The sequence below is a fragment of the Hydrogenophaga sp. genome (assembly GCF_026125825.1).
Classification (GTDB): domain Bacteria; phylum Pseudomonadota; class Gammaproteobacteria; order Burkholderiales; family Burkholderiaceae_C; genus Hydrogenophaga.
In genome coordinates this window covers 221,756-244,580 of sequence record NZ_JAHCKK010000001.1, presented here as the reverse complement: position 1 = coordinate 244,580, position 22,825 = coordinate 221,756, and the positions used below count along the sequence as shown (strand labels likewise).

Annotated in this window: 21 protein-coding genes; 8 read left to right on the top strand and 13 right to left on the bottom strand. The window is 67.0% G+C overall.

Features of this window, described 5'->3' with window-relative positions; genetic code table 11:
- Together ileS and KIT86_RS01225 are read right to left on the bottom strand one after the other, a co-directional pair.
- A partial coding sequence (gene ileS / locus KIT86_RS01230) for an isoleucine--tRNA ligase (RefSeq protein WP_297394201.1) occupies window positions 1–2,208 on the bottom strand: 2,208 nt, incomplete at its 3' end.
- A gap of 121 nt (window positions 2,209–2,329) precedes the next feature.
- Window positions 2,330–3,394: a bifunctional riboflavin kinase/FAD synthetase gene (locus tag KIT86_RS01225; protein WP_297394199.1), complete on the bottom strand. Its 1,065-nt coding sequence runs from the start codon at window positions 3,392–3,394 to the stop codon at window positions 2,330–2,332.
- Window positions 3,395–3,598: 204 nt separating this feature from the next.
- On the opposite strand from KIT86_RS01225, the gene KIT86_RS01220 reads away from it, so the two are divergent.
- Window positions 3,599–4,156: an HNH endonuclease gene (locus tag KIT86_RS01220; protein ID WP_297394197.1), complete on the top strand. Its 558-nt coding sequence runs from the start codon at window positions 3,599–3,601 to the stop codon at window positions 4,154–4,156.
- A gap of 33 nt (window positions 4,157–4,189) precedes the next feature.
- Here the strand turns inward: KIT86_RS01220 and KIT86_RS01215 are convergent, their stop codons facing one another.
- The 3 genes from KIT86_RS01215 to KIT86_RS01205 are packed head-to-tail and all read right to left on the bottom strand — an operon-like array spanning window position 4,190 to window position 6,542.
- Window positions 4,190–5,161, bottom strand: a complete 972-nt coding sequence (locus KIT86_RS01215; RefSeq protein WP_297394195.1) for a tripartite tricarboxylate transporter substrate binding protein — start codon at window positions 5,159–5,161, stop codon at window positions 4,190–4,192.
- Window positions 5,162–5,201: 40 nt separating this feature from the next.
- Window positions 5,202–6,212, bottom strand: a complete 1,011-nt coding sequence (locus tag KIT86_RS01210) for an alpha/beta fold hydrolase (RefSeq protein ID WP_297394194.1) — start codon at window positions 6,210–6,212, stop codon at window positions 5,202–5,204.
- A 9-nt stretch (window positions 6,213–6,221) separates the two neighbouring features.
- Complete coding sequence (locus KIT86_RS01205; RefSeq protein WP_297394192.1) at window positions 6,222–6,542, bottom strand: hypothetical protein; 321 nt, start codon at window positions 6,540–6,542, stop codon at window positions 6,222–6,224.
- Between the two features lie 85 nt (window positions 6,543–6,627).
- On the opposite strand from KIT86_RS01205, the gene KIT86_RS01200 reads away from it, so the two are divergent.
- Window positions 6,628–7,533, top strand: a complete 906-nt coding sequence (locus KIT86_RS01200) for a LysR family transcriptional regulator (protein ID WP_297394190.1) — start codon at window positions 6,628–6,630, stop codon at window positions 7,531–7,533.
- 21 nt (window positions 7,534–7,554) lie between these two features.
- On the opposite strand, the gene KIT86_RS01195 is transcribed toward KIT86_RS01200, so the two are convergent.
- From KIT86_RS01195 to KIT86_RS01180, 4 genes are all read right to left on the bottom strand, one after another.
- Entirely contained in the window at window positions 7,555–8,931 is a 1,377-nt protein-coding gene (locus KIT86_RS01195; RefSeq protein WP_297394188.1) for an alpha/beta fold hydrolase, read from the bottom strand.
- Window positions 8,932–9,000: 69 nt separating this feature from the next.
- Complete coding sequence (locus tag KIT86_RS01190; RefSeq protein ID WP_297394186.1) at window positions 9,001–10,116, bottom strand: acyl-CoA dehydrogenase family protein; 1,116 nt, start codon at window positions 10,114–10,116, stop codon at window positions 9,001–9,003.
- Window positions 10,117–10,127: 11 nt separating this feature from the next.
- Window positions 10,128–11,309 (bottom strand): acyl-CoA dehydrogenase family protein, encoded by a 1,182-nt coding sequence (locus tag KIT86_RS01185; protein WP_297394184.1) that lies wholly within the window; start codon window positions 11,307–11,309, stop codon window positions 10,128–10,130.
- Window positions 11,310–11,388: 79 nt separating this feature from the next.
- Window positions 11,389–12,120: a YceH family protein gene (locus tag KIT86_RS01180; protein ID WP_297394182.1), complete on the bottom strand. Its 732-nt coding sequence runs from the start codon at window positions 12,118–12,120 to the stop codon at window positions 11,389–11,391.
- A 14-nt stretch (window positions 12,121–12,134) separates the two neighbouring features.
- On the opposite strand from KIT86_RS01180, the gene purN reads away from it, so the two are divergent.
- Window positions 12,135–12,728: a phosphoribosylglycinamide formyltransferase gene (purN, locus tag KIT86_RS01175; RefSeq protein WP_297394180.1), complete on the top strand. Its 594-nt coding sequence runs from the start codon at window positions 12,135–12,137 to the stop codon at window positions 12,726–12,728.
- Here the strand turns inward: purN and KIT86_RS01170 are convergent, their stop codons facing one another.
- Complete coding sequence (locus KIT86_RS01170) at window positions 12,729–14,348, bottom strand: peptide chain release factor 3 (RefSeq protein ID WP_297394178.1); 1,620 nt, start codon at window positions 14,346–14,348, stop codon at window positions 12,729–12,731.
- 142 nt (window positions 14,349–14,490) lie between these two features.
- Between KIT86_RS01170 and KIT86_RS01165 the strand changes: the two genes are divergently transcribed.
- Window positions 14,491–15,759, top strand: coding sequence for an RsmB/NOP family class I SAM-dependent RNA methyltransferase (locus KIT86_RS01165; protein ID WP_297394177.1), 1,269 nt, complete (start codon window positions 14,491–14,493; stop codon window positions 15,757–15,759).
- 167 nt (window positions 15,760–15,926) lie between these two features.
- On the top strand, window positions 15,927–17,153 hold the full coding sequence (locus KIT86_RS01160; protein ID WP_297394175.1) for a fatty acid desaturase: 1,227 nt from the start codon (window positions 15,927–15,929) through the stop codon (window positions 17,151–17,153).
- Between the two features lie 149 nt (window positions 17,154–17,302).
- Here the strand turns inward: KIT86_RS01160 and rpmG are convergent, their stop codons facing one another.
- From rpmG to trxB, 3 genes are all read right to left on the bottom strand, one after another.
- Window positions 17,303–17,473 (bottom strand): 50S ribosomal protein L33, encoded by a 171-nt coding sequence (gene rpmG / locus KIT86_RS01155; RefSeq protein ID WP_056269543.1) that lies wholly within the window; start codon window positions 17,471–17,473, stop codon window positions 17,303–17,305.
- 12 nt (window positions 17,474–17,485) lie between these two features.
- Entirely contained in the window at window positions 17,486–17,719 is a 234-nt protein-coding gene (rpmB, locus tag KIT86_RS01150) for a 50S ribosomal protein L28 (RefSeq protein ID WP_056269541.1), read from the bottom strand.
- A gap of 202 nt (window positions 17,720–17,921) precedes the next feature.
- The gene (gene trxB / locus KIT86_RS01145) at window positions 17,922–18,869 is read right to left on the bottom strand and encodes a thioredoxin-disulfide reductase (protein WP_297394169.1); all 948 of its coding nucleotides are present in this window, start codon (window positions 18,867–18,869) and stop codon (window positions 17,922–17,924) included.
- 155 nt (window positions 18,870–19,024) lie between these two features.
- Here trxB and KIT86_RS01140 point away from each other — a divergent pair, with 155 nt between their 5' ends.
- The 3 genes from KIT86_RS01140 to lolA all read left to right on the top strand — a co-directional run bounded on the left by KIT86_RS01140 (window position 19,025) and on the right by lolA (window position 22,820).
- Window positions 19,025–19,699, top strand: coding sequence for a Crp/Fnr family transcriptional regulator (locus KIT86_RS01140; RefSeq protein WP_204734019.1), 675 nt, complete (start codon window positions 19,025–19,027; stop codon window positions 19,697–19,699).
- Between the two features lie 80 nt (window positions 19,700–19,779).
- Window positions 19,780–22,134 carry a DNA translocase FtsK gene (locus KIT86_RS01135; RefSeq protein WP_297394166.1) on the top strand — a complete coding sequence of 785 codons (2,355 nt, stop codon included), beginning with the start codon at window positions 19,780–19,782 and terminating at the stop codon, window positions 22,132–22,134.
- Between the two features lie 47 nt (window positions 22,135–22,181).
- Window positions 22,182–22,820 (top strand): outer membrane lipoprotein chaperone LolA, encoded by a 639-nt coding sequence (lolA, locus tag KIT86_RS01130; RefSeq protein ID WP_297394164.1) that lies wholly within the window; start codon window positions 22,182–22,184, stop codon window positions 22,818–22,820.
- Window positions 22,821–22,825: the final 5 nt, after the last annotated feature.

Genomic DNA, 22,825 nt, shown 5'->3' with positions numbered 1-22,825 from the left:
CACGTCGTAGTGCGCCAGCACCTCGGCCTGGAACTGGGCCGCGCGCGCCAGCGCGTAGCGGTCGATCTCCAGCATCTGGTCCAGCGGCACGGCGTCGGTCGCCGGGTCGAAGTCGCTCACGTTGGCCAGCAGGAAGCGCAGCGTGTTGCGGATGCGGCGGTAGGCGTCGACCACGCGGGCGAGGATCTTGTCGTCGCCGGCGATGTCGCCCGAGTAGTCGCTCGCGGCCACCCACAGGCGGATGATCTCGGCGCCCAGCTTCTTGGTCACTTCCTGCGGGTCGATGCCGTTGCCAAGCGACTTGCTCATCTTGCGGCCCTGGCTGTCCACGGTGAAGCCGTGGGTGAGCAGGCCGCGGTAGGGCGCGCGGCCGTGCAGCGCGCAGGCCAGCAGCAGCGAGGAATGGAACCAGCCGCGGTGCTGGTCGTGGCCTTCGAGGTACAGGTCGGCCTCGGGGCCCTGGGAGTGGAAGGCACCGTTGACGTAGGCCTTGGCGTGGCTGCCGCGCAGCACGTGCTGGAAGGTCGAGCCCGAGTCGAACCAGACCTCCAGGATGTCCTGGCTCTTGGTGTAGTGGGGTGCGTCCTGCGCGCCGAGGATGTCTTCGGCCGTCACGCGGCTCCAGGCCTCGATGCCGCCCTTCTCGACGATATCGGCGGCCTGGTCGAGGATCTCCATGGTGCGTGGGTGCAGCTCCCCCGAGTCCTTGTGCAGGAAGAAGGGGATCGGCACGCCCCAGCTGCGCTGGCGCGAGATGCACCAGTCCGGCCGGTTGGCGATCATGTCGTGCAGGCGCGCCTTGCCGTTTTCGGGGAAGAAGTGGGTGTGCTCGATCGCGTCCAGCGCGGTCTGGCGCAAGGTGCGCGCAGCCTTGTCCTTGGTGAACACGCCCTCGCCCTCGTCCATGCGGATGAACCACTGCGCGGCGGCACGGTAGATCACCGGCGTCTTGTGGCGCCAGCAGTGCGGGTAGCTGTGGGTGATGGGCTGGGTCGCCATGAGGCGGCCGGCTTGCTTCAGCGCCTCCAGGATGGCCGGCACGGCCTTCCAGATGTGCTGGCCACCGAACAGGGGGAAGTCGGCCGCGTAGGTGCCGTTGCCCTGAACCGGGTTGAGGATGTCGTCGTAGGCCAGGCCGTGCGACACGCAGGAGTTGAAGTCGTCCACGCCATAGGCAGGGGCCGAGTGGACGATGCCGGTGCCGTCGCTGTCGCTGACGTAGTCCGCCAGGTACAGCGGCGAGAGGCGGCGGTAACCGGCGTCGGCGTCGTACAGCGGGTGGCGGAAGCTCAGGTCGCGCAGGGCCTCGCCGGTGGCGGTGGCGATCACCTGGCCTTCGAGCTGGAAGCGCTCCAGGCACTTCTCGACCAGCGACTCGGCCAGCAGCAGCACGCCGCGCGGCGTGTCCACCAGCGCGTAGCCCAGGGCCGGGTGGGCGTTGAGCGCCTGGTTGGCCGGGATGGTCCACGCGGTGGTGGTCCAGATGACGGCGTAGGCGGTCTTGCCGGCCGGCAGCGCGGCCAGACCGAAGGATTTCGCGAGCGCGGCCGGGTCGTCGGCCTCGAAGGCCACGTCCAGCGTGTCGCTCTTCTTGTCGGCGTATTCGATCTCGAATTCGGCCAGCGAGGAGCCGCAGTCGAAGCACCAGTACACGGGCTTCAAGCCGCGGTAGACAAAGCCGCGTTCGATCACGCGCTTGAAGGCGCGGATCTCGCCCGCCTCGTTGGCCGGGTCCATGGTGCGGTAGGGGCGTTCCCAGTCACCCAGGATGCCCAGGCGCTTGAAATCCTCGCGCTGCAGGCCGATCTGCTCGGTGGCATAGGCCCGGCTCTTGGCCTGCATGTCGTCACGGCTGAGGTTGCGGCCGTGCTTTTTCTCGATCGCGTTCTCGATCGGCAGGCCGTGGCAGTCCCAGCCCGGGATGTACTGGGCGTCGAAGCCGGCCAGCTGGCGGCTCTTGACGATCATGTCCTTGAGCACCTTGTTCACGGCGTGGCCCATGTGGATCTGGCCGTTGGCGTAGGGTGGGCCGTCGTGCAGCACGAACAGCGCAGCGCCTTCGCGGGCATCGCGCAGGCGCTTGTAGAGGCCGTCCTGGTTCCAGCCGTTCACCCAGCCCGGCTCGCGCTTGGGCAGGTCGCCGCGCATGGGGAAGGGGGTGTCGGGCAGGTTGAGGGTGCTGCGGTAGTCGGTGGGGGTGTCGGACATGACGGGAATTCCATGGTGGCTTCGACAAGCTCAGCCCGAACCGGGGGAGTGCGAGGGGACTGGAGACAGAAACCGTTCGCCCTGAGCCTGTCGAAGGGCAGCGACCGGACAGACAGGTCGTCTAAATTCGGTCGCGGGTGGTCTGCCGGTGGGTCTGGGTGTGCAGCGACGCAAAGAACGCGCGCGCCTCGTCGCAGTCCCGTGCGATGCCCTGAGTCAGGGCGTCGAGGCTGTCGTACTTCAGCTCGTCATGCAGTTTGTGCAGCAGTTCCACGCGCACGATTTTACCGTAGGCCTCTCCATCGGGCAGGCTGGCGGCCAGCGCGGCCGGCCATTCGAGGCAATGGGTCTCCAGCAGCACCCGCCCGCCGTTGACGTCGTCGGGGTCCAGCGAGGGCCTCACGCCCAGGTTGGCCACGCCCGCCAGCGGGGGAGAGTCGGCGTGCGGCCCCAGGCCGTGCACGTGCACGGCGAAAATGCCACTGGCCGCGGGTTTCCAGTGCGAAAAGCGCAGATTGAGGGTGCGAAAGCCGTCGCCGCGGCCGGGGCTGCTCTCGGCCAGCTGGCGGCCGAGCTTGCGCCCGTGCACCACGTGGCCGCTGATGCTGTAGGGCCGGCCGAGCAGGGCCGCGACGTCGTCCATGCGCCCGGCGCCCAGGGCCTCGCGCACGGCCGAGCTGGACACACGCAGGCCGTGCACCTCGTAGCTTTGCATGCGCGCCACGTCAAAGCCCAGGCGGCTGCCCGCCGCATCGAGCATGGCGTAGTCGCCCGCGCGCCGGGCACCGAAGCGGAAATCGTCGCCCACCAGCACGTACCTCACGCCGAACGCGGCGACCAGGGTGTCGGCGATGAAGGCCTCGGGCGCCTGGTTGGCCAGCCGGGCATTGAAGGGCAGGATCACGCATTCGTGCACACCGCAGCGCTCCAGTTCCTGCAACTTGTCGCGCAGGGTGGCGATGCGCGCGGGCGCCAGCTCCGGCTTGTGGTGGAGGGCGGCAAAGTAGTCGCGCGGGTGCGGCTCGAAGGTCATCACGCAACTGGGCACGCCCCGGTGCCGGGCTTCGTTGTTGAGCAGGGCGAGCATGGCCTGGTGACCCCGGTGCACGCCGTCGAAGTTGCCGATGGTCAATGCGCAGCCCGGGGAGCCGGGGGGACGGGAGCGCAGGCCGCGATAGATTTTCATGCCGTCAGGGGTGGTCAAGGGCTGGGTCGAGGGGGCATTGCAGGGCGAAAGCCATGGCTTCCAGGCTTGCCGTCACGGCCGATTCGCCAAAGCTTGCTATATTGGCACACGATGATATGCGCCCGCCGGCCCCTGCCCGCGGCCGCAGGGCGGCCTGCCCGGGCCGCCCCTCCCCGGTGACATGTTCGTTGGAAGGAGTCCGTCTTGAAGGTCTTGAAGCTCTCCGCGCAGGGGCTGCCACAGTCGTGGATCAGCCTTGAGGAAGCCGTGTTGCATTACGCGGCGGATGAGGTGCGCTGGGAAATGGGGGCCGAGGTGGCGGTGTTCCACGGCGGGCACAACGCGGTGACCGGGCGCCAGTCCATCATCACGGTCAATTCCATCATCGGCACCCAGGGCGTGCCTCGCATCAATCCCTTCGATTTGCGGCCCACGCTGACCAACAGCAAGCTGTTCGCGCGCGACCGCAATGTGTGCGCCTACTGCGGCGAGCATTTCCATGAAGAGGTGCTCACGCGCGAGCACATCGTGCCCCTGGGGCAGAACGGGCGCGACACCTGGATGAACGTGGTCACGGCCTGCAAGTCGTGCAACCACCGCAAGGGCAACCGCACCCCCGAACAGGCCCACATGGGCCTGCTGTACACGCCCTACGTGCCCAGCCTGTGGGAAGACTTCATCCTGCGCAATCGCCGCATCCTGGCGGACCAGATGGAGTTCCTGATGTCGCACCTGCCCAAGACCTCGCGGCTGCACGCCTGACGCTGGCCGTCGGCCTGTGGTGCGGCGCGGGCCTCATTCGGGCTGGATGCCCGCCTGCTGGATCAACCGCGCCCACCGGGCGAGTTCGCCGCGTCCGAAATCGGCCAGTTCCGCAGGCGTGCTGGTCATGGGTTGCAGACCGAGTGCGCCCAGCCGCTCCTGCGTGGCCGGGTTGCCCACGAAGGCGCGCAGTTCGCGGTTGAGGCGGTCGATCACGGGCGCAGGTGTGCCGGCAGGCGCATACATGGCGTACCAGGCGAGCAGTTCAAAGCCCTTGAGCGTCTGCGCGATCGGCGGCACGTCCGGCAACGCGGGCACGGGTGCCGCGCTGCTCACGCCCAGGGCGCGCAGCTTGCCGCCCTTGACTTGCGGGGTCCCGGTGGCCATGTCGGTGAACATCATGTCGACCTGGCCGGCGACCACGTCATTGAGCCCGAGCGGGATGGACTTGTAGGGCACGTGCAGCATGTCGATGCCGGCCATGCTGGTCAGCATGGCCCCGGGCACGAGTGTGCCGGCGCTGCCGGAGGCGTAGGTGAGCTTGCCGGGGCGTGCCTTGGCCAGCGCGATCAGGTCCGCCAGCGTCTTGACCGGCAGCGAAGGGTGGACCAGCAACAGCGCGGGGGTGTTGGCAATGCGGCCGATGGGCGCGAAATCCTTGATCGGGTCGTAGTTGATCTTCTTCATGAGGCTGGGGGCGGCGGCCTGCGTCGTGTTCGTCGTCACGAACAGCGTGTAGCCGTCGGGCGCCGAGCGGGCCGCGGCGTCCGCGCCGATGGTGCCGTTGCCGCCCGCGCGGTTGTCGACGACCACCGGCTGACCCAGCGCGCGGCTGAGATGGTCGCCGACCAGGCGCGCGACGATGTCGTTGCCGCTGCCGGCGCCAAACGGCACGATGATGCGCAGCGGGCGCGTGGGCCATGGCGGTTCCTGCGTCCAGGCCGGTGCGGTGCTCAGGGCGGCGACCACGCAGGCGGTGGTCTGTAGGAATTGGCGTCGGGTCATGGGGTGTTGTCTCCTGTCGGAATGGGGCGGTGAAAGGGATTCAGATCGCGGCGGTGGCCGGCACGATGGCGTCCAGCCAGCGCAGGACGCGCGCGGCGACGGCATCCGAATTGCGGTCCATCATTGGGAAGTGGGAATTGCCGCGAATGCCTTCGTGGGGAAGGTCGAGGACGTCGGCGCGGCCCCCTGCTGCCTGGAGCGCGGCGGCGTGCGCGTCCACGTTGGCGCGGTAGCGCTGCCAGATGGGGTGGTCCGCGATGCGGTCACCCCACACGTACAGGTGCGCAGGCAGTGGGCTCAGGTCTTGAGCGTGTGGCGTCTGCGGTGCACCGGACGGTTCGACCGCGACCACCGCAGCCACCTGATGTGGCCGGCGGCGAACCGCCTCGAGCGCGAACCCACCACCCTGGCTGTGGCCCAGCACGACGCAGGGGCCGATCTGCAGCAACAGCGCGTCATAGGCCGCCAGCGTCATGGCTTCGTGGTCGGCCCAGCGTGGCACCCACTGCGCGGCAAAGGTGTCGAATTCATCGACCGGAAACTGTTGACCCGCATGGGCACGCCGCTCGCTGGCGGCGCTGGCGTAGCCCTCGCGAGGGCCGATGCGGAACATGTCCCAGCCTTCGTCCAGGGTGCGGTGCAGCGGGGGCTCGGCATAGATGTCGGGCCAGCGGGCCCAGCCCGCGCGACCCCGTTCGACGGCATCGCTGACGTACACGTCGAACCCCGCCCGAAGGAAGTGCGTGAGCCAGCCGGGCCTGCCATCGGGCGTCGTCTCCCAATTGGCGCCGGTCATGCCGCCGCCGTGCCAAAGCAGCAGCGGCACGCGCCGTGTGGGGTGGGCTTGCAGGTAGGCCTGCACATACATCTGCCCGCACAGGTGGTCGCCATTCGGATCGATGCTGCGCACCGGTCCGTTCTGGGCAAAACGCCGTTGCTCGATGGGCAAGCCTTGCACGCGGCGGATGGTGCCGCCGACGAAAAAGCTGCGGATCTCCCGCAGGCTCAGGGGCGCCTGCTGCCCGGGCGCGCTGCTTTGGTGGTCGTTCATGGGCATCGCTCAGTTGCGTGCACCAAGGCCCACCGCATCGACGGCGAAGCAGCGGATGCGCGGCACTTGGCCCAGGTGCTCCCGCAGCGAGCGCTCGGCGCCGTCCATGAAGCCATCCAGGGCGGCGGCATCGCGGAAGGGTTGGGCGCGGTAATGCATTTCCAGCAGCGCGGGCGCGCCGCGTGCCATGACCGCGGGCAAGAAGGCAATTTGAATCGCCGAGGGGTGCGCTCGCAGCAGGCCCAGGCAAAGACGCTCCATGTCGCTTCCCATGGCCTCGGCCTGGGCGGCGGTCACGGGATCGGCGGTGAAGACTTTGATGACGGGCATGGGCGCAAATCAGGGCAGGAACTGGATGCGCATTTTTCCGCTGGAGTTACTTTCTGTATATTGCTCAATTTTCGGGGATTGATGCATGGCGATCACGAATTACCGGGTGGACGATCTGCGGGCGCTTGCGGCGCTGCACCGCACGGGGAGTTTCGTGCGCGCAGCCGAAGAGGTGCACATCACGCAGTCGGCCTTCAGCCGACGCATTGCGCAACTGGAGGCAGCCGTGGGCGGGACGCTGGTGGAACGCACCACGCGCCGGGTCGCGCTGAGCCCGCTGGGGCTTGATCTGGTGCGCAAGACGGCGCTGCTGCTTGATCAGCTCGATGACGCCGTGGCAGAGGCCGGGCGCTGCGCGCGCGGCGAATCGGGGCGCATTGACGTGGCCTGTCTCACCACGGTGGCCTATGCGGTGGTGCCACCGGTGCTCGACGCATTCCGCCGGCGCTACCCCCAGGTGCGGCTGCACCTGCGGGACGACACGGGCCAGCGCGTGACGCAGGCGGTGCTTTCGCGCGAGGCCGAGTTCGGCATCGGTGTGCTGGGGCACCCGACCGCCGAATTGCATGCCGAGCACTGTGTCGATGACCCCTATGTGATTGCGTTTCAAGCCGGGCACCCGCTGCAAAGGCGCAGGCGCGTGGCGTGGAAAGACCTTCAGTCGTGGCGCGTGGTGGCCCTTCGCTCCACCAGCGCCAACCGGCAGCAGATCGATGAAGCCCTGGCGGCGCAGGGCATCGCGTCACCGTGGTTCGACGAGGTGGAGCACCTGTCTTCCATGCTGGGGCTGCTGCGCGGCGGTGTCGGCATCGGTGTCTTGCCGCGCCTGGCCTTGCAAGCGGGTGCCGCCGCGGACCTGTTGACGCGCCCCCTGCACGCGCCGGACGTTGTCCGTCGCATCGGGCTGATCCGGCGGCGCGACGCGGCGCTGAGCCAGCCCGCCGCGGCGCTCTGGGCCATGTTTCAGAAGCAGATGGCGCGCCACGCCTGAGCGGGCGGTGCGCCTGCCGCGTCAGTGCGTCAGTTCCAGAATCACGAGGTGGTTTTCCGCGGCTGGCCAGGTGCGACCGGTGATCTTCTCGCCGTTGAATTCGGCCGCGATGGGCCTCGGGCCGTCCTGGGTCAGCAGGAGCTTCGAGCTTGAGACGCCAGCCCCGGTGGGCGGCACGCCGGGCGGGGCCTTGCCGTCGAACGACAGGGTGTCGCGCACGGCATCGAAATAGCCGCGCGGCCGGGTGAAGGTGACGATGGACTTCGCGCTGCGGTCGGCGGCCGCGATGCGTTCGGCCCGCAGATGGATCAGCTCGCTGCCGCGCGGAAAGGGGCTGCGGTAGATGTGCGTGGTGGCATAGCCCGGCGCGCTGATGACGAATTCGTGGGCCACACCGGGTTGCGCGGTGAACGGGCCCCAGAGGCCATCGGCCCCCACGGTCCTGCTGTGCACGGCCGCGCCCCGGCGCTCACCGGTGGCAGGGTCGGTGGCGTACACCGTGAGCTGCGCACCGGGCAGAGGCAGGTTGTTGGTTTCGTTGCCCGTCGCAGGGTCGGTGGGCGAGACGCCCAGGCCCGTGATCTTGCCGTTGAGCACCACGGGCGCCTGGGCCGTGATCGCCAAAGTGCGCGGCGCCTGACCGGTGATGAAGCGGTGCATGGCGTCGTACGCGGCGGGCGAAAAGGACGTTTCGCGGTGGTCCACGCGGGGCAGCACCACGTTGTGGGCGCCCTTGAGAGCCGGCCCGTCGAAGCCGACATTCGTCGCCGTGCCCCTGGCGCCGATCCACACACCGTCGGGTTGGGCGAATTTGTCGTTGTTGTCGGAGCGCAGGGTCATCCACTTCACCGGGCCGGTCACCTCGTCCCCTGCGGCGTTCTTGGGCGCGTTCAGCGCGCTCAGGAAGGGCCCGGTGCCGGCGAATTCATTGGCTTCCCGAAAGCCCTTGATGGCCCAGACGCCGTGGTTGGGCGTGCCGCCGAGCACCGCGTGGCTCACGGTCTTGTCGCCGCCGCCGTTCTGGATGTAGTTGCGCACCGCGTAGCCGCCACGCGAGTTGGCCACCAGCACGACCTGTGGCGCGCCGGTGGCCTTGAGAACCTTCTCCACCTCGGCCTTGAGGAAGGCCATGTGCTCGGCCGTGGACGAGCGCCCGGGCTGGGCCTTGCTGTCGTCGTCCCGCGCCAGCGGGTAGGGCAGGTCGATCGCGTGCAGGCGTTCGCGAGGCCATCCGTTGGACTCGAAACGCCACAGGGTGGTCTGCCAGATCGAGGCGGAGTCGCCGTTGCCATGCACGAACACGATGGGGGGTTGTGCCGTGCCCCGGGGTGCGTTGGCACAGGCCACCAGCAGCACGCTGCTGGCCAAGGCGGCAAAGACGGTTCGGCGGGTGGTCATCGGATCGCTCCTGGGTGAAGAAGTGGGGCCGGAAACACGGCGGCCCGCCTGGGGCGGGCCGCTGGGGGGTCAGGCGAACACGCCAGCCGTGTCCTGCATCCGGGCGGAGAGCTCGCCCAGGTGGTGCAAGGTGTCGCCGTAGGTCATTTCCAACTGCGTGAGCTTCTTGAAGTAGTGGCTCACGATGTACTCGTCGGTCACGCCGATGCCCCCATGGAGTTGCACCGCCTGCTGGCCGACGAAGCGCATCGCCGTGCCCAGTTGCACCTTGGCCCGCGCCATGGCCGCACGGCGCTCGGCCGCGGGGGCATTGAGCTTGAGGCTGGCGTAGTAGCTCATGGAGCGCGCCAGTTCGAGCTGCATCTTCATGTCAGCCACGCGGTGGCGCAGCGCCTGGAAGCTGGCGATGGCCACGCCGAACTGCTTGCGCGTGTTCATGTACTCGACGGTGATGGCCACGGTCTTGTCCATCACACCCACGGCCTCGGCGCAGGCAGCGGCGATGCCGATGTCCACGGCGTGCTCCAGAGCGGCCAGGCCGTCCGCCGTGACGAGCTGGGCAGGCGCGTCTTTCAGGGTCAGGTCGCCGGCGCGGCTGCCGTCCTGCGTGCCGTAGCCGCGCGTGCCCACGCCAGCGGCGGAGCGCTCCACCAGGAACAGGGCAAGCTTGCCTGCGGCCACGGCGGGCACGAGGAAGGCGTCGGCCTGGTCGGCGGCGGGCACCACGTTCTTGCTGCCCGAGACCGTCCAGCCACTGCCGGCCTGGGTGGCGGTGGTGGTGCACACATCGAGCTTGTAGCGGGCCTTGCGCTCCTGGTGCGCAAGCACCAGCAGCGCTTCGCCCGAAGCCATGCGCGGCAGCCACGCGGCCTTGAGTTCGGCCGGCGCATAGCCGCCGAGCACGCCGGAAGAGATGAGGGTCTGGGCCAGGGGTTCGAGCACAATGCCGCGCCCCAGCTCTTCCATGACCACCATGCCTTCGATGGGGCCCATGCCCAGGCCGCCATCGTCCTCGCTCACGTAGAGGCCGGCCAGGCCGAGTTCGGCGAGTTCGCCGTAGGCGGCGCGATCAAAGCCACCCGAGGCCACGATGGCGTTGCGGCGCTCGAAGGTGTAGCCCTTGTCGACCCATTTGCGCACGGCGTCGCGCAGTTGCTGCTGGTCGTCGCTGAAATCGAAATCCATGTCGTGTCTCCTTATCCGAGCACCGTCTGCGCGACGATGTTGCGTTGCACTTCGTTGCTGCCGCCGTAGATGGTGGTCTTGCGCATGTTGAAGTAGGTGGACGCCAGCGGCGCGTTGGCGTTGACGCCGCCGGGAAAGTCGCCTTGCCAGCCCGCTTCCATGGCCTCCTCGATGAAGGGCAGGCTGTAGGGCCCGGCCGCCAGCATCATGAGTTCGCTGTAGCGCTGCTGGATTTCGCTGCCCTTGATCTTGAGCAGGCCGGCGATGTCGAGCGAGTTCTTGCCCGACTTTTCGGCCGAGAGCACCCGCAGCACCAGCATTTCCAGCGCCACCACGTCCACTTCGAGCAGGGCGATCTGGTCCCGCACGCGCAGGTCGTCCCACACGCCTTCGGTCTTGGCGATGCGCTTGAGGCGCTCGAGTTCGCGCTTGGCGCGGTTGACGTCGGCGATGTTGGTGCGCTCATGGCTGAGCAGGTGCTTGGCATAGGTCCAGCCCTTGTTCTCCTCGCCAATGAGGTTTTCCACCGGGACCTCGACGTTGTCGAACCAGACTTCATTGACCTCGCTCTCTCCGTCGAGCAGCTTGATGGGCCGCACAGTGACGCCGGGCGATTTCATGTCGATCAGCAGGAAGGAGATGCCGGTCTGTGGCTTGCCCTCGGTGCTGGTGCGCACCAGGCAGAAGATCCACTCGCCGTACTGGCCCAGTGTGGTCCAGGTTTTCTGGCCGTTGACGATGTACTTGTCGCCCTGGCGCTCGGCGCGGGTCTTGACCGAGGCCAGGTCCGAACCCGAACCGGGTTCGCTATAGCCCTGGCTCCACCACACCTCGCCGCTGGCGATGCCGGGCAGGAAACGCTCCTGCTGCGCCTTGTTGCCAAAGGCCATGATCACCGGCGCCACCATCACGGGCCCGAAGGGCACCACGCGCGGCGCCCCGGCCAGCGCGCACTCTTCCTCGAACAGGTGCTTCTGCACCGCCGTCCAGCCCGGTCCGCCGAACTCCTTGGGCCAGCCCCAGCCCAGCCAGCCCTTCTTGCCAAGAATCTTGGCCCAGCGCTGCATGTCGTCGCGCGTGAGGCGCAGGGCGTTGTGCACCTTGTGGGCGATGTCGGCGGGCAGGTTGGCCTTGACCCAGCCGCGGATGTCTTCGCGAAACGCCTGCTCTTCGGGCGTGAATGCCAAATCCATGGAATGTCTCCTGGTGGCCGCCACAGGATGTGTGCCGGCAAATTGAACAACGCCGATCAGTTTCGCACGACCGTTCGTTTTATGGCTGTCCGGGCTGCGACAAGCCAAGCTGCTCGTTCAGATTCTGGAGCTGGTCCTGCAAGAGGGCCACGGTGTTTTCCAGCGTGGCGAGCCGGCGGGTGAGGGCGATCAACTCGTCTTCGGTGGCCGCGCTGCCCTGGGTGGACGGCGCCGCCGAGACGGCGCTGGCGTCGACCGGGCCGCAGAGCAGATGGGCCCAGCGCTGCTCCCGGGCGCCGGGGGCGCGCGGCAGCTTCACCACCAGCGGGCCGCCCTTCTCGGCGCTGCGGTCCTGCAGTTCTTCCAGGAAACCATCGACCGAGGCGATGTCCAGAAACTTGTACCAGCGCTCGGTGTTCAGCCGCAGCTCACCGGCCGTCTGAGGGCCGCGCAGCATCAGCATGCCCAGCAGCACGGCGGATTGTTCGGGCACGCCCACGGCGCGCGCGAAGTTGTGTTCGTAGCGGGTGACGCGGCTGCCGCTGCCTTCCAGCACCATGTGCAGGCTGCGCAACTCGTCCAGTGCTTCCAGCACCAGGGCATCGGCGAGGTTCATCACCGGGTCGCGGCTGGATTTCTGGTTGCAGCCCGTCACCAGGGCATTGAGCGTCATGGGGTAGCTGTCCGGCACGGTGCGTGCCTTCTCCATGAGGGTGCCGAGCACGCGCGCCTCCACTGGCGAGAGGGGGCGGTGCTGGAAATCATGGCCGCGCGGGCGGCCGGCTGAAGGGGTTTGCAGGTCTGAGGTCATTACACTTCCCGGCCATGTCTGGCGTGAACAAAAACATCGTGATTCTCATCTCTGGAAGCGGCTCGAACATGGCCGCCATCGTGGAGACCGCCCGGACGCAGCGCTGGCAGGCCCGGTTTGGCGCGCGCGTGGCCGCCGTGCTCAGCAACAAGGCGGCCGCGCAGGGCCTGGCGTGGGCCAGGGAGCAGGGCATCGAGACCGCCGCGCTGGACCACACCGCCTACGCCAGCCGCGAGGCCTTTGACGCGGCGCTGATGGTGGAAATCGACCGCCACGACCCCGCGCTGGTGGTGCTGGCGGGCTTCATGCGCATTCTCACGCCCGGGTTCGTGGCGCACTACGAAGGTCGGCTGGTCAACATCCATCCGAGCTTGTTGCCCGCCTTTGCGGGGCTCAAGACGCACCAGCGCGCGATCGAGATGGGCTGTCGCTTCGCGGGTGCCACCGTGCACCGCGTGACCAGTGAACTGGACCACGGCGAGATCCTGGCGCAGGCGGTGGTCCCGGTGCTGCCGGGGGACACGCCCGAGTTGCTCGCGGCGCGGGTGCTCACGCAGGAGCATGTGATCTACCCCCGGGCGGTGGAGCGGCTGCTGGGCGCCGCCTGATCAGACGCCCTTGGCGAACACCAGCCCCGCGTGCTCGCGCATGGCGTGGAACTTGATCTTCGGCCAGTTGGCCTCCACCGCGCGCAGCGTGGCCGAGTGGTCGACCAGCAGCGTGGGCGCGTCCACCGCGTCCAGCGCCACGCGGTGGCTGTTGGCGTCGATGAAGCGCTTGAGCTCGACCTCGCCGCCGTCTTCCGGTGCGCAGGTCACCCAGCGCGCCACCTGGTAGGGGCTGTTCATGATGCGGGCCTTCACGCCGTACTCGTGCTCCAGCCGGTGTGCGACCACCTCGAACTGCAGCTGACCCACCGCCCCCAGCAGCAACACCGAGCCGGCCACGGGGCGGAACACCTGAATGGCGCCCTCCTCGCCGAGCTGGGTCAGGCCGGCGCGCAGTTGCTTGCTGCGCAGCGGATCGGCCACCTCCACGCTGCGGATGATTTCCGGCGCGAAGAACGGCAGGCCGGTGAACTGCAGGCTCTCGCCCTCGGTGAGGGTATCGCCCAGTTGCAGCACGCCGTGGTTGGGGATGCCGATGATGTCGCCGGCAAAGGCTTCGTCCAGCAGCTCCCGGCGCTGCGACAGGAAGCTCACCACGGTGTTGGGCCGAAGGTCCTTGCCTGAGCGCACCACCTTGAGTTTCATGCCGCGCTCGAAATGGCCGCTGGCCACGCGCACAAAGGCGATCCGGTCGCGGTGCGCCGGGTCCATGTTGGCCTGGATCTTGAAGACCACGCCGCTGAATTTGGTCTCTTCAGGTTTCACCACGCGCTGGATCGCGGGGCGCTCGCCCGGGGGCGGTGCGAGGTCGACCAGGGCGTCGAGCACCTCGCGCACGCCGAAATTGTTCACCGCCGAGCCAAACAGCATGGGCGTCTGCTGGCCGGCGAGGAACTTGGCTTCCTCGAATGCAGGCGAGGCGCCGGCCACCAGCTCCAGCTCGTCACGCGCCTGCTCGAACTCGGCGCCGAAGCGCCGCACGCTTTCGGGGTTGTTCAAGCCGGCCAGCACGTCCTCATCACCGCCCCGGCGGTCCTCGCCGGCGGCGAACACGCGCATCTGGTCGGTGCGGCGATCGAACACGCCGCGGAAGGTCTTGCCCATGCCCACCGGCCAGGTGAAGGGCACCACCGTCATGCCCAGCTCGCGCTCGATCTCGTCCATCAGGTCCAGCGGTGCCTGCACCTCGCGGTCCATCTTGTTGACGAAGGTCAGGATGGGCGTGTTGCGCGCGCGGCAGACCTGCAGCAGGCGGCGGGTCTGGGGCTCCACGCCGTTGCCGGCGTCGATCACCATCAGCGCGGCGTCCACGGCCGTGAGCACGCGATAGGTGTCCTCCGAGAAGTCCTGGTGGCCCGGGGTGTCCAACAGGTTGATCACGCAGTCGCGGTACTCCATCTGCATCACCGAGGAGGCCACCGAAATGCCCCGCTGCTTCTCGATTTCCATCCAGTCGCTGGTGGCGTGCCGGGCGGCCTTGCGGGCCTTGACGCTGCCTGCGATGTTGATCGCGCCCGAGAACAGCAGCAGCTTCTCGGTCAGGGTGGTCTTGCCCGCGTCGGGGTGGGAGATGATGGCGAAAGTGCGCCGGCGGCGCACCTGGTTCGGGATGTCGGACATAACCCACGATTATCCCCGGTGCCGCAAGCATGCCGGCGACCTTGCCTGGAGCCGGGATGCGGCGGAGGTGGCCTCGCCGGTCCCAGGCACTGCCCGCCGTCGGGAAGCCGCGCGGCGCCGCCGCGGGGCGACAATACCCCCCATGCACCCCAAAGCCCTTCTGGACGAAAGCGCCAGCCTCATCGAGCAGGTCTTCAAGTTTGAACATCCGGCCGACGCCGTCGTCGCGCGCCATTTCCGTGAGAACCGTTCTCTTGGACCGCGCGAGCGGGCCACCCTTTCCGACACCGTCTACGCCATCCTGCGCGAACGCCTCAAGCTGGAGTGGCTGGCCCGCTCCGGCACGGGCTCCAAATGGCGCCGGCTGGCGATTCTGGCCTTTCCGGGCGACCGCGACTTCGTCAAGAGCGCCCTGACGGACGCCGAAAAAAGCTGGCTCGACCATTGCGACGCCGTCACCGATGCCGATCTGATGGCACCGCACCGCCACAACCTGCCCGAATGGCTGGCCAGCGCCCTGCGCGAGCAGGTTGGCGATGAATTCGACGCGCTGGTCGCCAGTCTGAATCAGCCCGCGCCCCTGGACCTGCGGGTGAATGTGCTCAAGACCAAGCGCGACGCGGCCTTGGCCGGCTTGCAGAAGGCCGGGCTTGCAGGTGGCGCCACGCCGTATTCGCCCCTGGGCATCCGGCTGCAGGGCAAGCCGTCCCTCGCCAAATTGCCTGCCTTCGTGCAGGGTGAGGTGGAGGTGCAGGACGAGGGATCGCAACTCCTGGCCCTCCTGCTGGATGCCAAGCGCGGCGAGATGGTGGTCGATTTCTGCGCCGGTGCCGGTGGCAAGACCCTGGCCATTGGTGCGGCCATGCGCAACAGCGGCCGGCTCTACGCCTTCGACACCTCGGGCCACCGGCTCGACGCGCTCAAGCCCCGTCTGGCACGCAGCGGCCTGTCCAACGTGCACCCGGTGGCGATCGCCCACGAGCGGGACGACCGGATCAAGCGCCTGGCGGGCAAGATCGACCGCGTGCTTGTCGATGCCCCTTGTTCGGGCCTGGGCACGCTGCGGCGCAGCCCGGACCTGAAATGGCGCCAGACGCCGAAGACCGTGGCGGCCCAGGCCGAGTTGCAGCAGGCCATCCTGCACAGCGCGGCCCGTTTGCTCAAGCCCGGCGGCCGCCTGGTGTATGCCACCTGCAGCCTTCTCCAGGCCGAAAACGAAGCCGTGTGCGCCGCCTTCGAGCCTGCCCACCCCGATTTTGAAGCGGTCCCGGTGGCGGGCCTGCTGGAGAGCGTGCACGTTGAAGGGGCGTCCACGCTGTGCGCGGGAGAGAATGGCCGCTGGTTGCGCTTGTGGCCTCATCGGCATGCAACTGACGGCTTTTTTGCCGCCGTTTGGCGGAAAAAGGCTTGAACTGACTTCAAGTTGCCCAAAATAAAGCCTTAAGTCTCCATCCTGGGGGCGGGATGGGTTGGTGATTTGCACCCCCGGCCTTAAAATCGAAGCTTCGCCGGCCCACACCGCCCATGGGCCTGGCACCCCTCCATGTTCGTGACCCAGGGCGGTCTTATAGGAACTCCATGTTTTCTTCCGATTCCGGAATCTTCTCTGCTGTCTGGGATGGCCTGATCCAGTTTCTGGCCCATGGCCTGACGGGTGCTGCCTGGTGGCAGGTGCTCATCGTGGCGCTGGTGCTCACCCACATCACGATCGCCAGCGTCACCATCTACCTGCACCGCCATTCCGCGCACCGGTCGCTGGACCTGCATCCCATCGCCTCGCACTTCTTCCGCTTCTGGCTCTGGATGACCACCGGCATGGTCACCAAGGAGTGGACGGCCATTCACCGCAAGCACCATGCCAAGTGCGAGCACGAAGGTGATCCGCACAGCCCGCACATCTTCGGCATCAAGAAGGTGTTCTACGAGGGGGCGGAACTCTATCGGGCCGAGGCCAAGAACGCCGAAACCATGGAGCGCTACGGCCACAACACGCCGAACGACTGGATTGAAAAGCACCTCTATACCGGCCACTCGCGCCTGGGCGTGAGCCTGATGCTGATCATCAACGTGGCGCTGTTTGGCGTCCTGGGCCTGTCGGTCTGGGCGCTGCAGATGGCGTGGATTCCCATCACCGCCGCCGGCATCATCAACGGCATTGGCCACTGGTGGGGCTACCGCAACTTCGAGGCCGCCGACGGCAGCACCAACGTGTCGCCCTGGGGCATCCTCATTGGCGGCGAAGAGCTGCACAACAACCACCACACCTATCCCACCTCGGCCAAGCTGTCGGTCAAGCCCTACGAGTTCGACATCGGCTGGATGTACATCACCCTGCTGAAGTCCGTGGGTCTGGCCTCGGTGAAGAAGGTGCCGCCGAAGATGGCCTATGGCGCTGTGCGTCCGGTGGCCGACGAGAAGACGCTGGAGGCCATCATCGCCAACCGCTACGAAGTGATGGCCGGTTATGCGCGCGAAATGCGCGCCGCCTGCAAGCACGAGCTCGAGACCCTGAAGCAGCGTCGTGGCGACGCCACCGTGCTGCAGGCCGCGCGCCGCTGGCTGCACCGCGACGACGACAAGGTGCCTGCCAACGTCAAGCCACAGCTGGCCCAGGTTCGTGCCGAGCACCCGGTGCTCGACAAGATGGTGACCATGCGCGAAGAATTGCGCGCCCTGTGGTCGAGCACGAACGCCACCCGCGAGCAGCTGGCGGTGGATCTGCAAGCCTGGTGCCGCCGTGCGGAAGAGAGCGGCATTGCCGCGCTGCGCGACTTCTCGATCCGCCTGCGTTCCGCTCACGCCTGATTGGACCCATCCCGGCGCCGCGCCTGTGGCGCCTCATCCCCTCAGGGGGTGGCGCTGACGGGCCGGCCAACCCGGACCCGCGGCGCTCTGGAAGGAATAAAAAAACCCGCTGTGAAAACAGCGGGTTTTTTTGTTGGGAATCCACTCAATTACTTGAGCTTGATTTCCTTGTAGTCCACGTGCTTGCGAGCCTTGGGATCAAATTTCTTGATCAGCATCTTCTCGGGCGTGGTCTTCTTGTTCTTGGTGGTGGTGTAGAAGTGGCCGGTTCCAGCGGTGGATTCCAGCTTGATCTTCTCGCGTGCGCCTTTGGTTGCCATGTTCGGTTCTCCTTAAGCTTGACCGCGTGCGCGCAGGTCGGCGAGCACGGCGTCAATGCCGTTTTTGTCGATCAGGCGCAGGGCGGCACCGGAGACGCGCAGACGCACCCAGCGGTTTTCGCTCTCGACCCAGAAACGGCGGTATTGCAGGTTCGGCAGGAACCGGCGCTTGGTTTTGTTGTTGGCGTGGGAAACATTGTTCCCGACCATGGGCTTCTTGCCCGTGACGTCGCAGACGCGTGCCATGAGGACACTCCGATCGTTTCAAACAGCTGTGGACCCAGAACCGGAGGTGTCTCCGTGCCGGCCCATCAGCCTCACCTCGCCAGGAAAGGGTGGCGGTAACCCGAATCTGCTTCGTGCCCGGGCAAGCCGGTAAATCTCAGCAAAGCCCGCAATTATAGCCAACTGGCGGACAGGCCGCCAGGGCCGGCCGTCAGCCCCGCTGTCAGGCGGCGTTCTGCTCCAGGAAACGCTGGGCGTCGAGGGCCGCCATGCAGCCTGTGCCGGCGCTGGTGATGGCCTGGCGGTACACATGGTCCTGCACGTCGCCGGCGGCGAACACGCCCGGCACGCTGGTCATGGTGGCCATGCCCTGCAGGCCCGAACGCGTCGTGATGTAGCCGTCCTTCATCTCCAGCTGGCCCTTGAAGATGTCGGTGTTGGGCTGGTGTCCAATGGCGATGAAGCAGCCTTTCACATCCAGTTCTTCGGTCTCGCCGGTCTTCACGCTCTTCAGGCGCACGCCGGTCACGCCAGTGGGGTCGCCCAGCACCTCGTCCAGCGTGCTGTGCAGCTTGAGTTCGATCTTGCCGGCGGCCACCTTTTCCATCAGCTTGTCGATCAGGATGGCCTCGGCCTTGAAGGTATCGCGGCGGTGGACGAGCGTGACCTTGCTGGCGATGTTGGACAGGTACAGCGCTTCTTCCACGGCGGTATTGCCGCCGCCAACCACGCTGACTTCCTGGCCTCGGTAGAAGAAGCCGTCGCAGGTGGCGCAGCCCGACACGCCTTTGCCCATGAAGGCCTCCTCGGACGGCAGGCCGAGGTACTTGGCCGAGGCGCCCGTGGCGATGATGAGCGCGTCGCAGCTGTATTCGCCGCTGTCGCCCTTGAGCACGAAGGGGCGCTTGGAGAAGTCGACCGCGTTGATGTGGTCGAAGATGATCTCGGTCTTGAAGCGCTCGGCATGGGCCAGGAAACGCTGCATCAGGTCGGGGCCCTGCACGCCGTCCGCATCGGCGGGCCAGTTGTCCACATCGGTCGTGGTCATGAGCTGGCCGCCTTGGGCGATGCCGGTGATGAGCACGGGGTTGAGGTTGGCGCGCGCGGCGTAGACGGCCGCGGTGTAGCCGGCAGGGCCTGAACCCAGGATGAGGACTTTCGCGTGTTTCATGTTGAGCGCCCCATCGAATTTGGGGCCAAGTGGTTTAGAGTCGGTGGTTATATGGGCGCGGTCGGGGGCAATTCCAGTGCCGCATGGCGCCCAATGTGTGCGAATCATTGTATGAAAGAGCGCTGCGCGCGCCGTCCCAACCAAGGAATACACGCATGTCCCTCCTGTCCAATCTCGATCTGATCCGCCGGGTTCCCTTGTTTTCCACCTTGACCCAGGCACAGGCCGAATCGGTTGCCGATTCGGTGGTCAAGCGGCGCTTCAAGCGGGGGGAGTGCATCGTCGAGCAGGGCAAGAAATCCAATTGTCTGGCCATCGTCCTGACCGGGCGGGCGCGCGTGGTGACCACCGACACCCGGGGTCGGGAGGTCATCCTGGCCACCATGAACCCGGGCGACTATGTGGGCGAGATGAGCCTGATCGACAACCAGCCGCATTCGGCCACGGTGCGTGCCGAGGTGCAGACCGACGTGCTGATCCTGGGGCGCACCGAGTTTGCGCGCTGCCTGCCTGAAAACACGTCCATGGCCTATGCGGTGATGCGCGGCCTGGTGCAGCGCCTGCGCCACGCCGATCGCAAGATCGAGTCGCTGGCGCTGATGGACGTGTACGGCCGCGTTGCCCGCGCCTTGCTGGAGTTCGCCCAGCCGGACAAGGACGGCGTGCTGACCATCAAGGACCGGGTCTCGCGGCAGGACGTGGCCAAGATGATCGGGGCATCCCGCGAGATGGTCAGCCGCGTCATGAAAGACCTGGAAGACCGGGGTTTCATCGAGGTGACCGAAGAAGGCAGCACCGTCATCAAGGAGCGCCTCAACTCGCTCGGTTGAAGGCGCTTTTGCACCCGGCGGGCGTTGCCGGGCCTGCGGCTGTCATGGGGTAAGCTTGTCGCTGGATTTCAGCGAGGCCTATGACTTATTCACTCAACACCCTCAACGCCGACCGCGGTACCGCGGCGCCGGCGGGTGTGTCCCGGTTTGCCCAGGAAATCGGCCTGGTGCTGGGCGCTGCGGCGCTGGCGTTCTGGTTGCTGGCGCTGCTCAGTCACTCTCTGGCCGACCCTGCCTGGAGCACCACCGGCACTTCCACCGACGTGGGCAACTGGGGTGGCCGCCTCGGTGCCATGTTGTCGGACTGGAGTTACTACCTGCTCGGCTTCTCGGTCTGGTGGCTGTTCCTCGCCGGCGTGCGGGCTTGGCTGTCCACGTTGGCGCGGTGGATCCGCGGCGCGCAGGGCACCGGCGATGAGGTGGTCGCCGGCGATCGCCTCTGGCACCGGCCGTGGGCGCGTCGCGCGCTCTTCTGGTTGGCCCTGGCCGTCCTGATGGCGGCCAGCACTGTGCTGGAATGGAGCCGCCTCTACCGGCTCGAAGCCCTGTTGCCCGACCACGCGGGCGGGGTGTTGGGCCATGCACTGGGGCCCGTGGCCATGCGCTGGCTGGGCTTCACCGGTTCGGCGCTGGCCATGTTGGCCCTGTTGCTGGTGTGTCTGCCGACCGTCTTCCGTTTCTCCTGGAGCCATTGGGCCGAAGAAGTCGGGCAGACACTGGATGGGTGGTTCGAGGCCCGGCGCGAGAAGCGCGAAGCGGTGGAAGACCAGCGCATCGGCGAAAAAGCTGCTCGCGAGCGCGAAGAGGTGGTGAAGGTCGAGCGCGTCGAGATCGAGGAGCACCATCCGGTGCCCGTGGTGATCGAACCCACGCTGGTCGATGTGCCCAAGAGCGAGCGCGTGGCCAAGGAGCGCCAGAAGCCCTTGTTCACCGAGCTGCCCGACAGCAAGCTGCCACAGGTCGATCTGCTGGACAGTGCGCCTCTGCACCAGGCCGGAGTGGACAGCCAGACGCTGGAGATGACCAGCCGGCTGATCGAGAAAAAGCTCAAAGACTTCGGCGTGGAGGTGCGCGTGGTGGCCGCCGCCCCGGGCCCGGTGATCACGCGCTACGAGATCGAACCGGCCACCGGCGTGAAAGGGTCGCAGATCGTCAACCTCGGGCGCGACCTTGCCCGCTCGCTGTCGCTGGTGTCGATCCGCGTGATCGAGACCATTCCCGGCAAGAACCTGATGGCGCTGGAGCTGCCCAATGCCAAGCGGCAGACCATCAAGCTCAGCGAGATCCTGGGCTCGCAGGTCTACAACGACGCCAAGTCCATGCTGACCATGGGCCTGGGCAAGGACATCGGGGGCCAGCCGGTGGTGGCCGATCTCGCGAAGATGCCGCACTGCCTCGTGGCCGGTACCACCGGCTCGGGCAAGTCGGTGGGCATCAACGCCATGATCCTGTCGCTGCTCTACAAGGCCGATGCGCGCGACGTTCGTCTGCTGCTGATCGATCCCAAGATGCTGGAAATGAGCGTCTACGAAGGCATTCCTCATCTGCTCGCGCCGGTCGTGACAGACATGAAGCACGCCGCCAACGGCCTGAACTGGTGTGTGGCCGAGATGGAGAAGCGCTACAAGCTCATGAGCAAGATGGGCGTGCGCAATCTGGCAGGCTTCAACACCAAGATCGACGAGGCGACGGCGCGTGGCGAGATCATCGGCAACCCGTTCAGCCTCACGCCGGAGCAGCCTGAACCCCTGGAGCGCCTGCCTTACATCGTGGTCGTGATCGACGAACTGGCCGACCTGATGATGGTCGTGGGCAAGAAGATCGAAGAACTGATCGCCCGCCTGGCGCAGAAGGCGCGTGCGGCCGGCATCCACCTGATCCTGGCCACCCAGCGCCCCAGCGTGGATGTGATCACCGGCCTGATCAAGGCCAACATCCCCACGCGCCTGTCGTTCCAGGTCAGCAGCAAGATCGACAGCCGCACCATCCTGGACCAGATGGGGGCTGAAAGCCTGCTCGGCATGGGCGACATGCTCTACATGCCCTCCGGCACCGGTTTCCCGATTCGCGTGCACGGCGCCTTTGTCAGCGATGACGAGGTGCACCGCGTGGTGGCCTACCTGAAAGAGCAGGGCGGGGAGCCGAACTACATCGACGGCGTGCTTGAAGGCAGCACCGGCGACGGCGAAGGGGGTGACCTCTTCGGCGAAGGCGGGGGCGAGGGCCAGGGCGAAAAGGATGCGCTGTACGACCAGGCCGTCGAGATCGTGCTCAAGGACCGAAAGGCCAGCATCTCCTATGTGCAACGCAAGCTGAAGATTGGTTACAACCGTGCGGCCCGCCTGCTGGAGGACATGGAGAACGCCGGCCTGGTCAGCGCGCTCACCTCCAGTGGCCAGCGCGACATTCTGGTGCCGTCGCGCAGCGGGGAATGAAACCTGCGGGCCTGCAACCAAGTCGGCGCAACCGGATCACACCTCCCATGATCAAGTCACTTCTCACCTCCTGCGCGCTGGCATTGGCCACGTTCGCCGTTCACGCCGACGGTCTTCAAGACCTTGAGAAATTCCTGCGCGAAGTGGACAGCGGCAAGGCCGGCTTCACCCAGGTCGTGACCTCGCCCAAGCGCGCCAGCGAAACCGTCGCGCGCAGCAAGACTTCCAGCGGCACGTTCGAGTTCCTGCGGCCCAACCGCTTCCGCTTCGTGTACGCCAAGCCGTTCGAGCAGACCATCGTGGCCGACGGCCAGACGCTGTGGCTCTACGACGTGGACCTGAATCAGGTGACGTCGCGCTCGCAGAAGGAAGCCCTGGGCAGCACGCCTGCTGCCTTGATCGCGGCGGGAACCGACCTCAAGGGGCTTTCGGACGCGTTCGAGCTCAAGCCGGCCGCCGCCCGCGATGGCCTGGAGTGGCTGGAAGCCCGCCCGAAGGACCGCAATGGCCAGTTGCAGGTGGTGCGCGTGGGCTTTCGCCAGGGGCAGCTGTCCGTGCTCGACATCGAGGACAGCCTGGGTCAGCGCTCGGTGCTCACCTTCAGCAACTGGCAGGGCAACGCGCCACTGAAGGCGGGGGACTTCAAGTTCCAGCCACCGCCTGGCGCCGCCGTCGTCAAACCCTGACCGTC

Coding starts and splice junctions, on each gene's coding strand:
- KIT86_RS01225 (WP_297394199.1), bottom strand. CDS start 3,394: ATGAAAATCTATCGCGGCCTGCGCTCCCGTCCCCCCGGCTCCCCGGGC.
- KIT86_RS01215 (WP_297394195.1), bottom strand. CDS start 5,161: ATGACCCGACGCCAATTCCTACAGACCACCGCCTGCGTGGTCGCCGCC.
- KIT86_RS01210 (WP_297394194.1), bottom strand. CDS start 6,212: ATGAACGACCACCAAAGCAGCGCGCCCGGGCAGCAGGCGCCCCTGAGC.
- KIT86_RS01205 (WP_297394192.1), bottom strand. CDS start 6,542: ATGCCCGTCATCAAAGTCTTCACCGCCGATCCCGTGACCGCCGCCCAG.
- KIT86_RS01200 (WP_297394190.1), top strand. CDS start 6,628: ATGGCGATCACGAATTACCGGGTGGACGATCTGCGGGCGCTTGCGGCG.
- KIT86_RS01195 (WP_297394188.1), bottom strand. CDS start 8,931: ATGACCACCCGCCGAACCGTCTTTGCCGCCTTGGCCAGCAGCGTGCTG.
- KIT86_RS01190 (WP_297394186.1), bottom strand. CDS start 10,116: ATGGATTTCGATTTCAGCGACGACCAGCAGCAACTGCGCGACGCCGTG.
- KIT86_RS01185 (WP_297394184.1), bottom strand. CDS start 11,309: ATGGATTTGGCATTCACGCCCGAAGAGCAGGCGTTTCGCGAAGACATC.
- KIT86_RS01180 (WP_297394182.1), bottom strand. CDS start 12,120: ATGACCTCAGACCTGCAAACCCCTTCAGCCGGCCGCCCGCGCGGCCAT.
- purN (WP_297394180.1), top strand. CDS start 12,135: ATGTCTGGCGTGAACAAAAACATCGTGATTCTCATCTCTGGAAGCGGC.
- KIT86_RS01170 (WP_297394178.1), bottom strand. CDS start 14,348: ATGTCCGACATCCCGAACCAGGTGCGCCGCCGGCGCACTTTCGCCATC.
- KIT86_RS01165 (WP_297394177.1), top strand. CDS start 14,491: ATGCACCCCAAAGCCCTTCTGGACGAAAGCGCCAGCCTCATCGAGCAG.
- KIT86_RS01160 (WP_297394175.1), top strand. CDS start 15,927: ATGTTTTCTTCCGATTCCGGAATCTTCTCTGCTGTCTGGGATGGCCTG.
- rpmG (WP_056269543.1), bottom strand. CDS start 17,473: ATGGCAACCAAAGGCGCACGCGAGAAGATCAAGCTGGAATCCACCGCT.
- rpmB (WP_056269541.1), bottom strand. CDS start 17,719: ATGGCACGCGTCTGCGACGTCACGGGCAAGAAGCCCATGGTCGGGAAC.
- trxB (WP_297394169.1), bottom strand. CDS start 18,869: ATGAAACACGCGAAAGTCCTCATCCTGGGTTCAGGCCCTGCCGGCTAC.
- KIT86_RS01140 (WP_204734019.1), top strand. CDS start 19,025: ATGTCCCTCCTGTCCAATCTCGATCTGATCCGCCGGGTTCCCTTGTTT.
- KIT86_RS01135 (WP_297394166.1), top strand. CDS start 19,780: ATGACTTATTCACTCAACACCCTCAACGCCGACCGCGGTACCGCGGCG.
- lolA (WP_297394164.1), top strand. CDS start 22,182: ATGATCAAGTCACTTCTCACCTCCTGCGCGCTGGCATTGGCCACGTTC.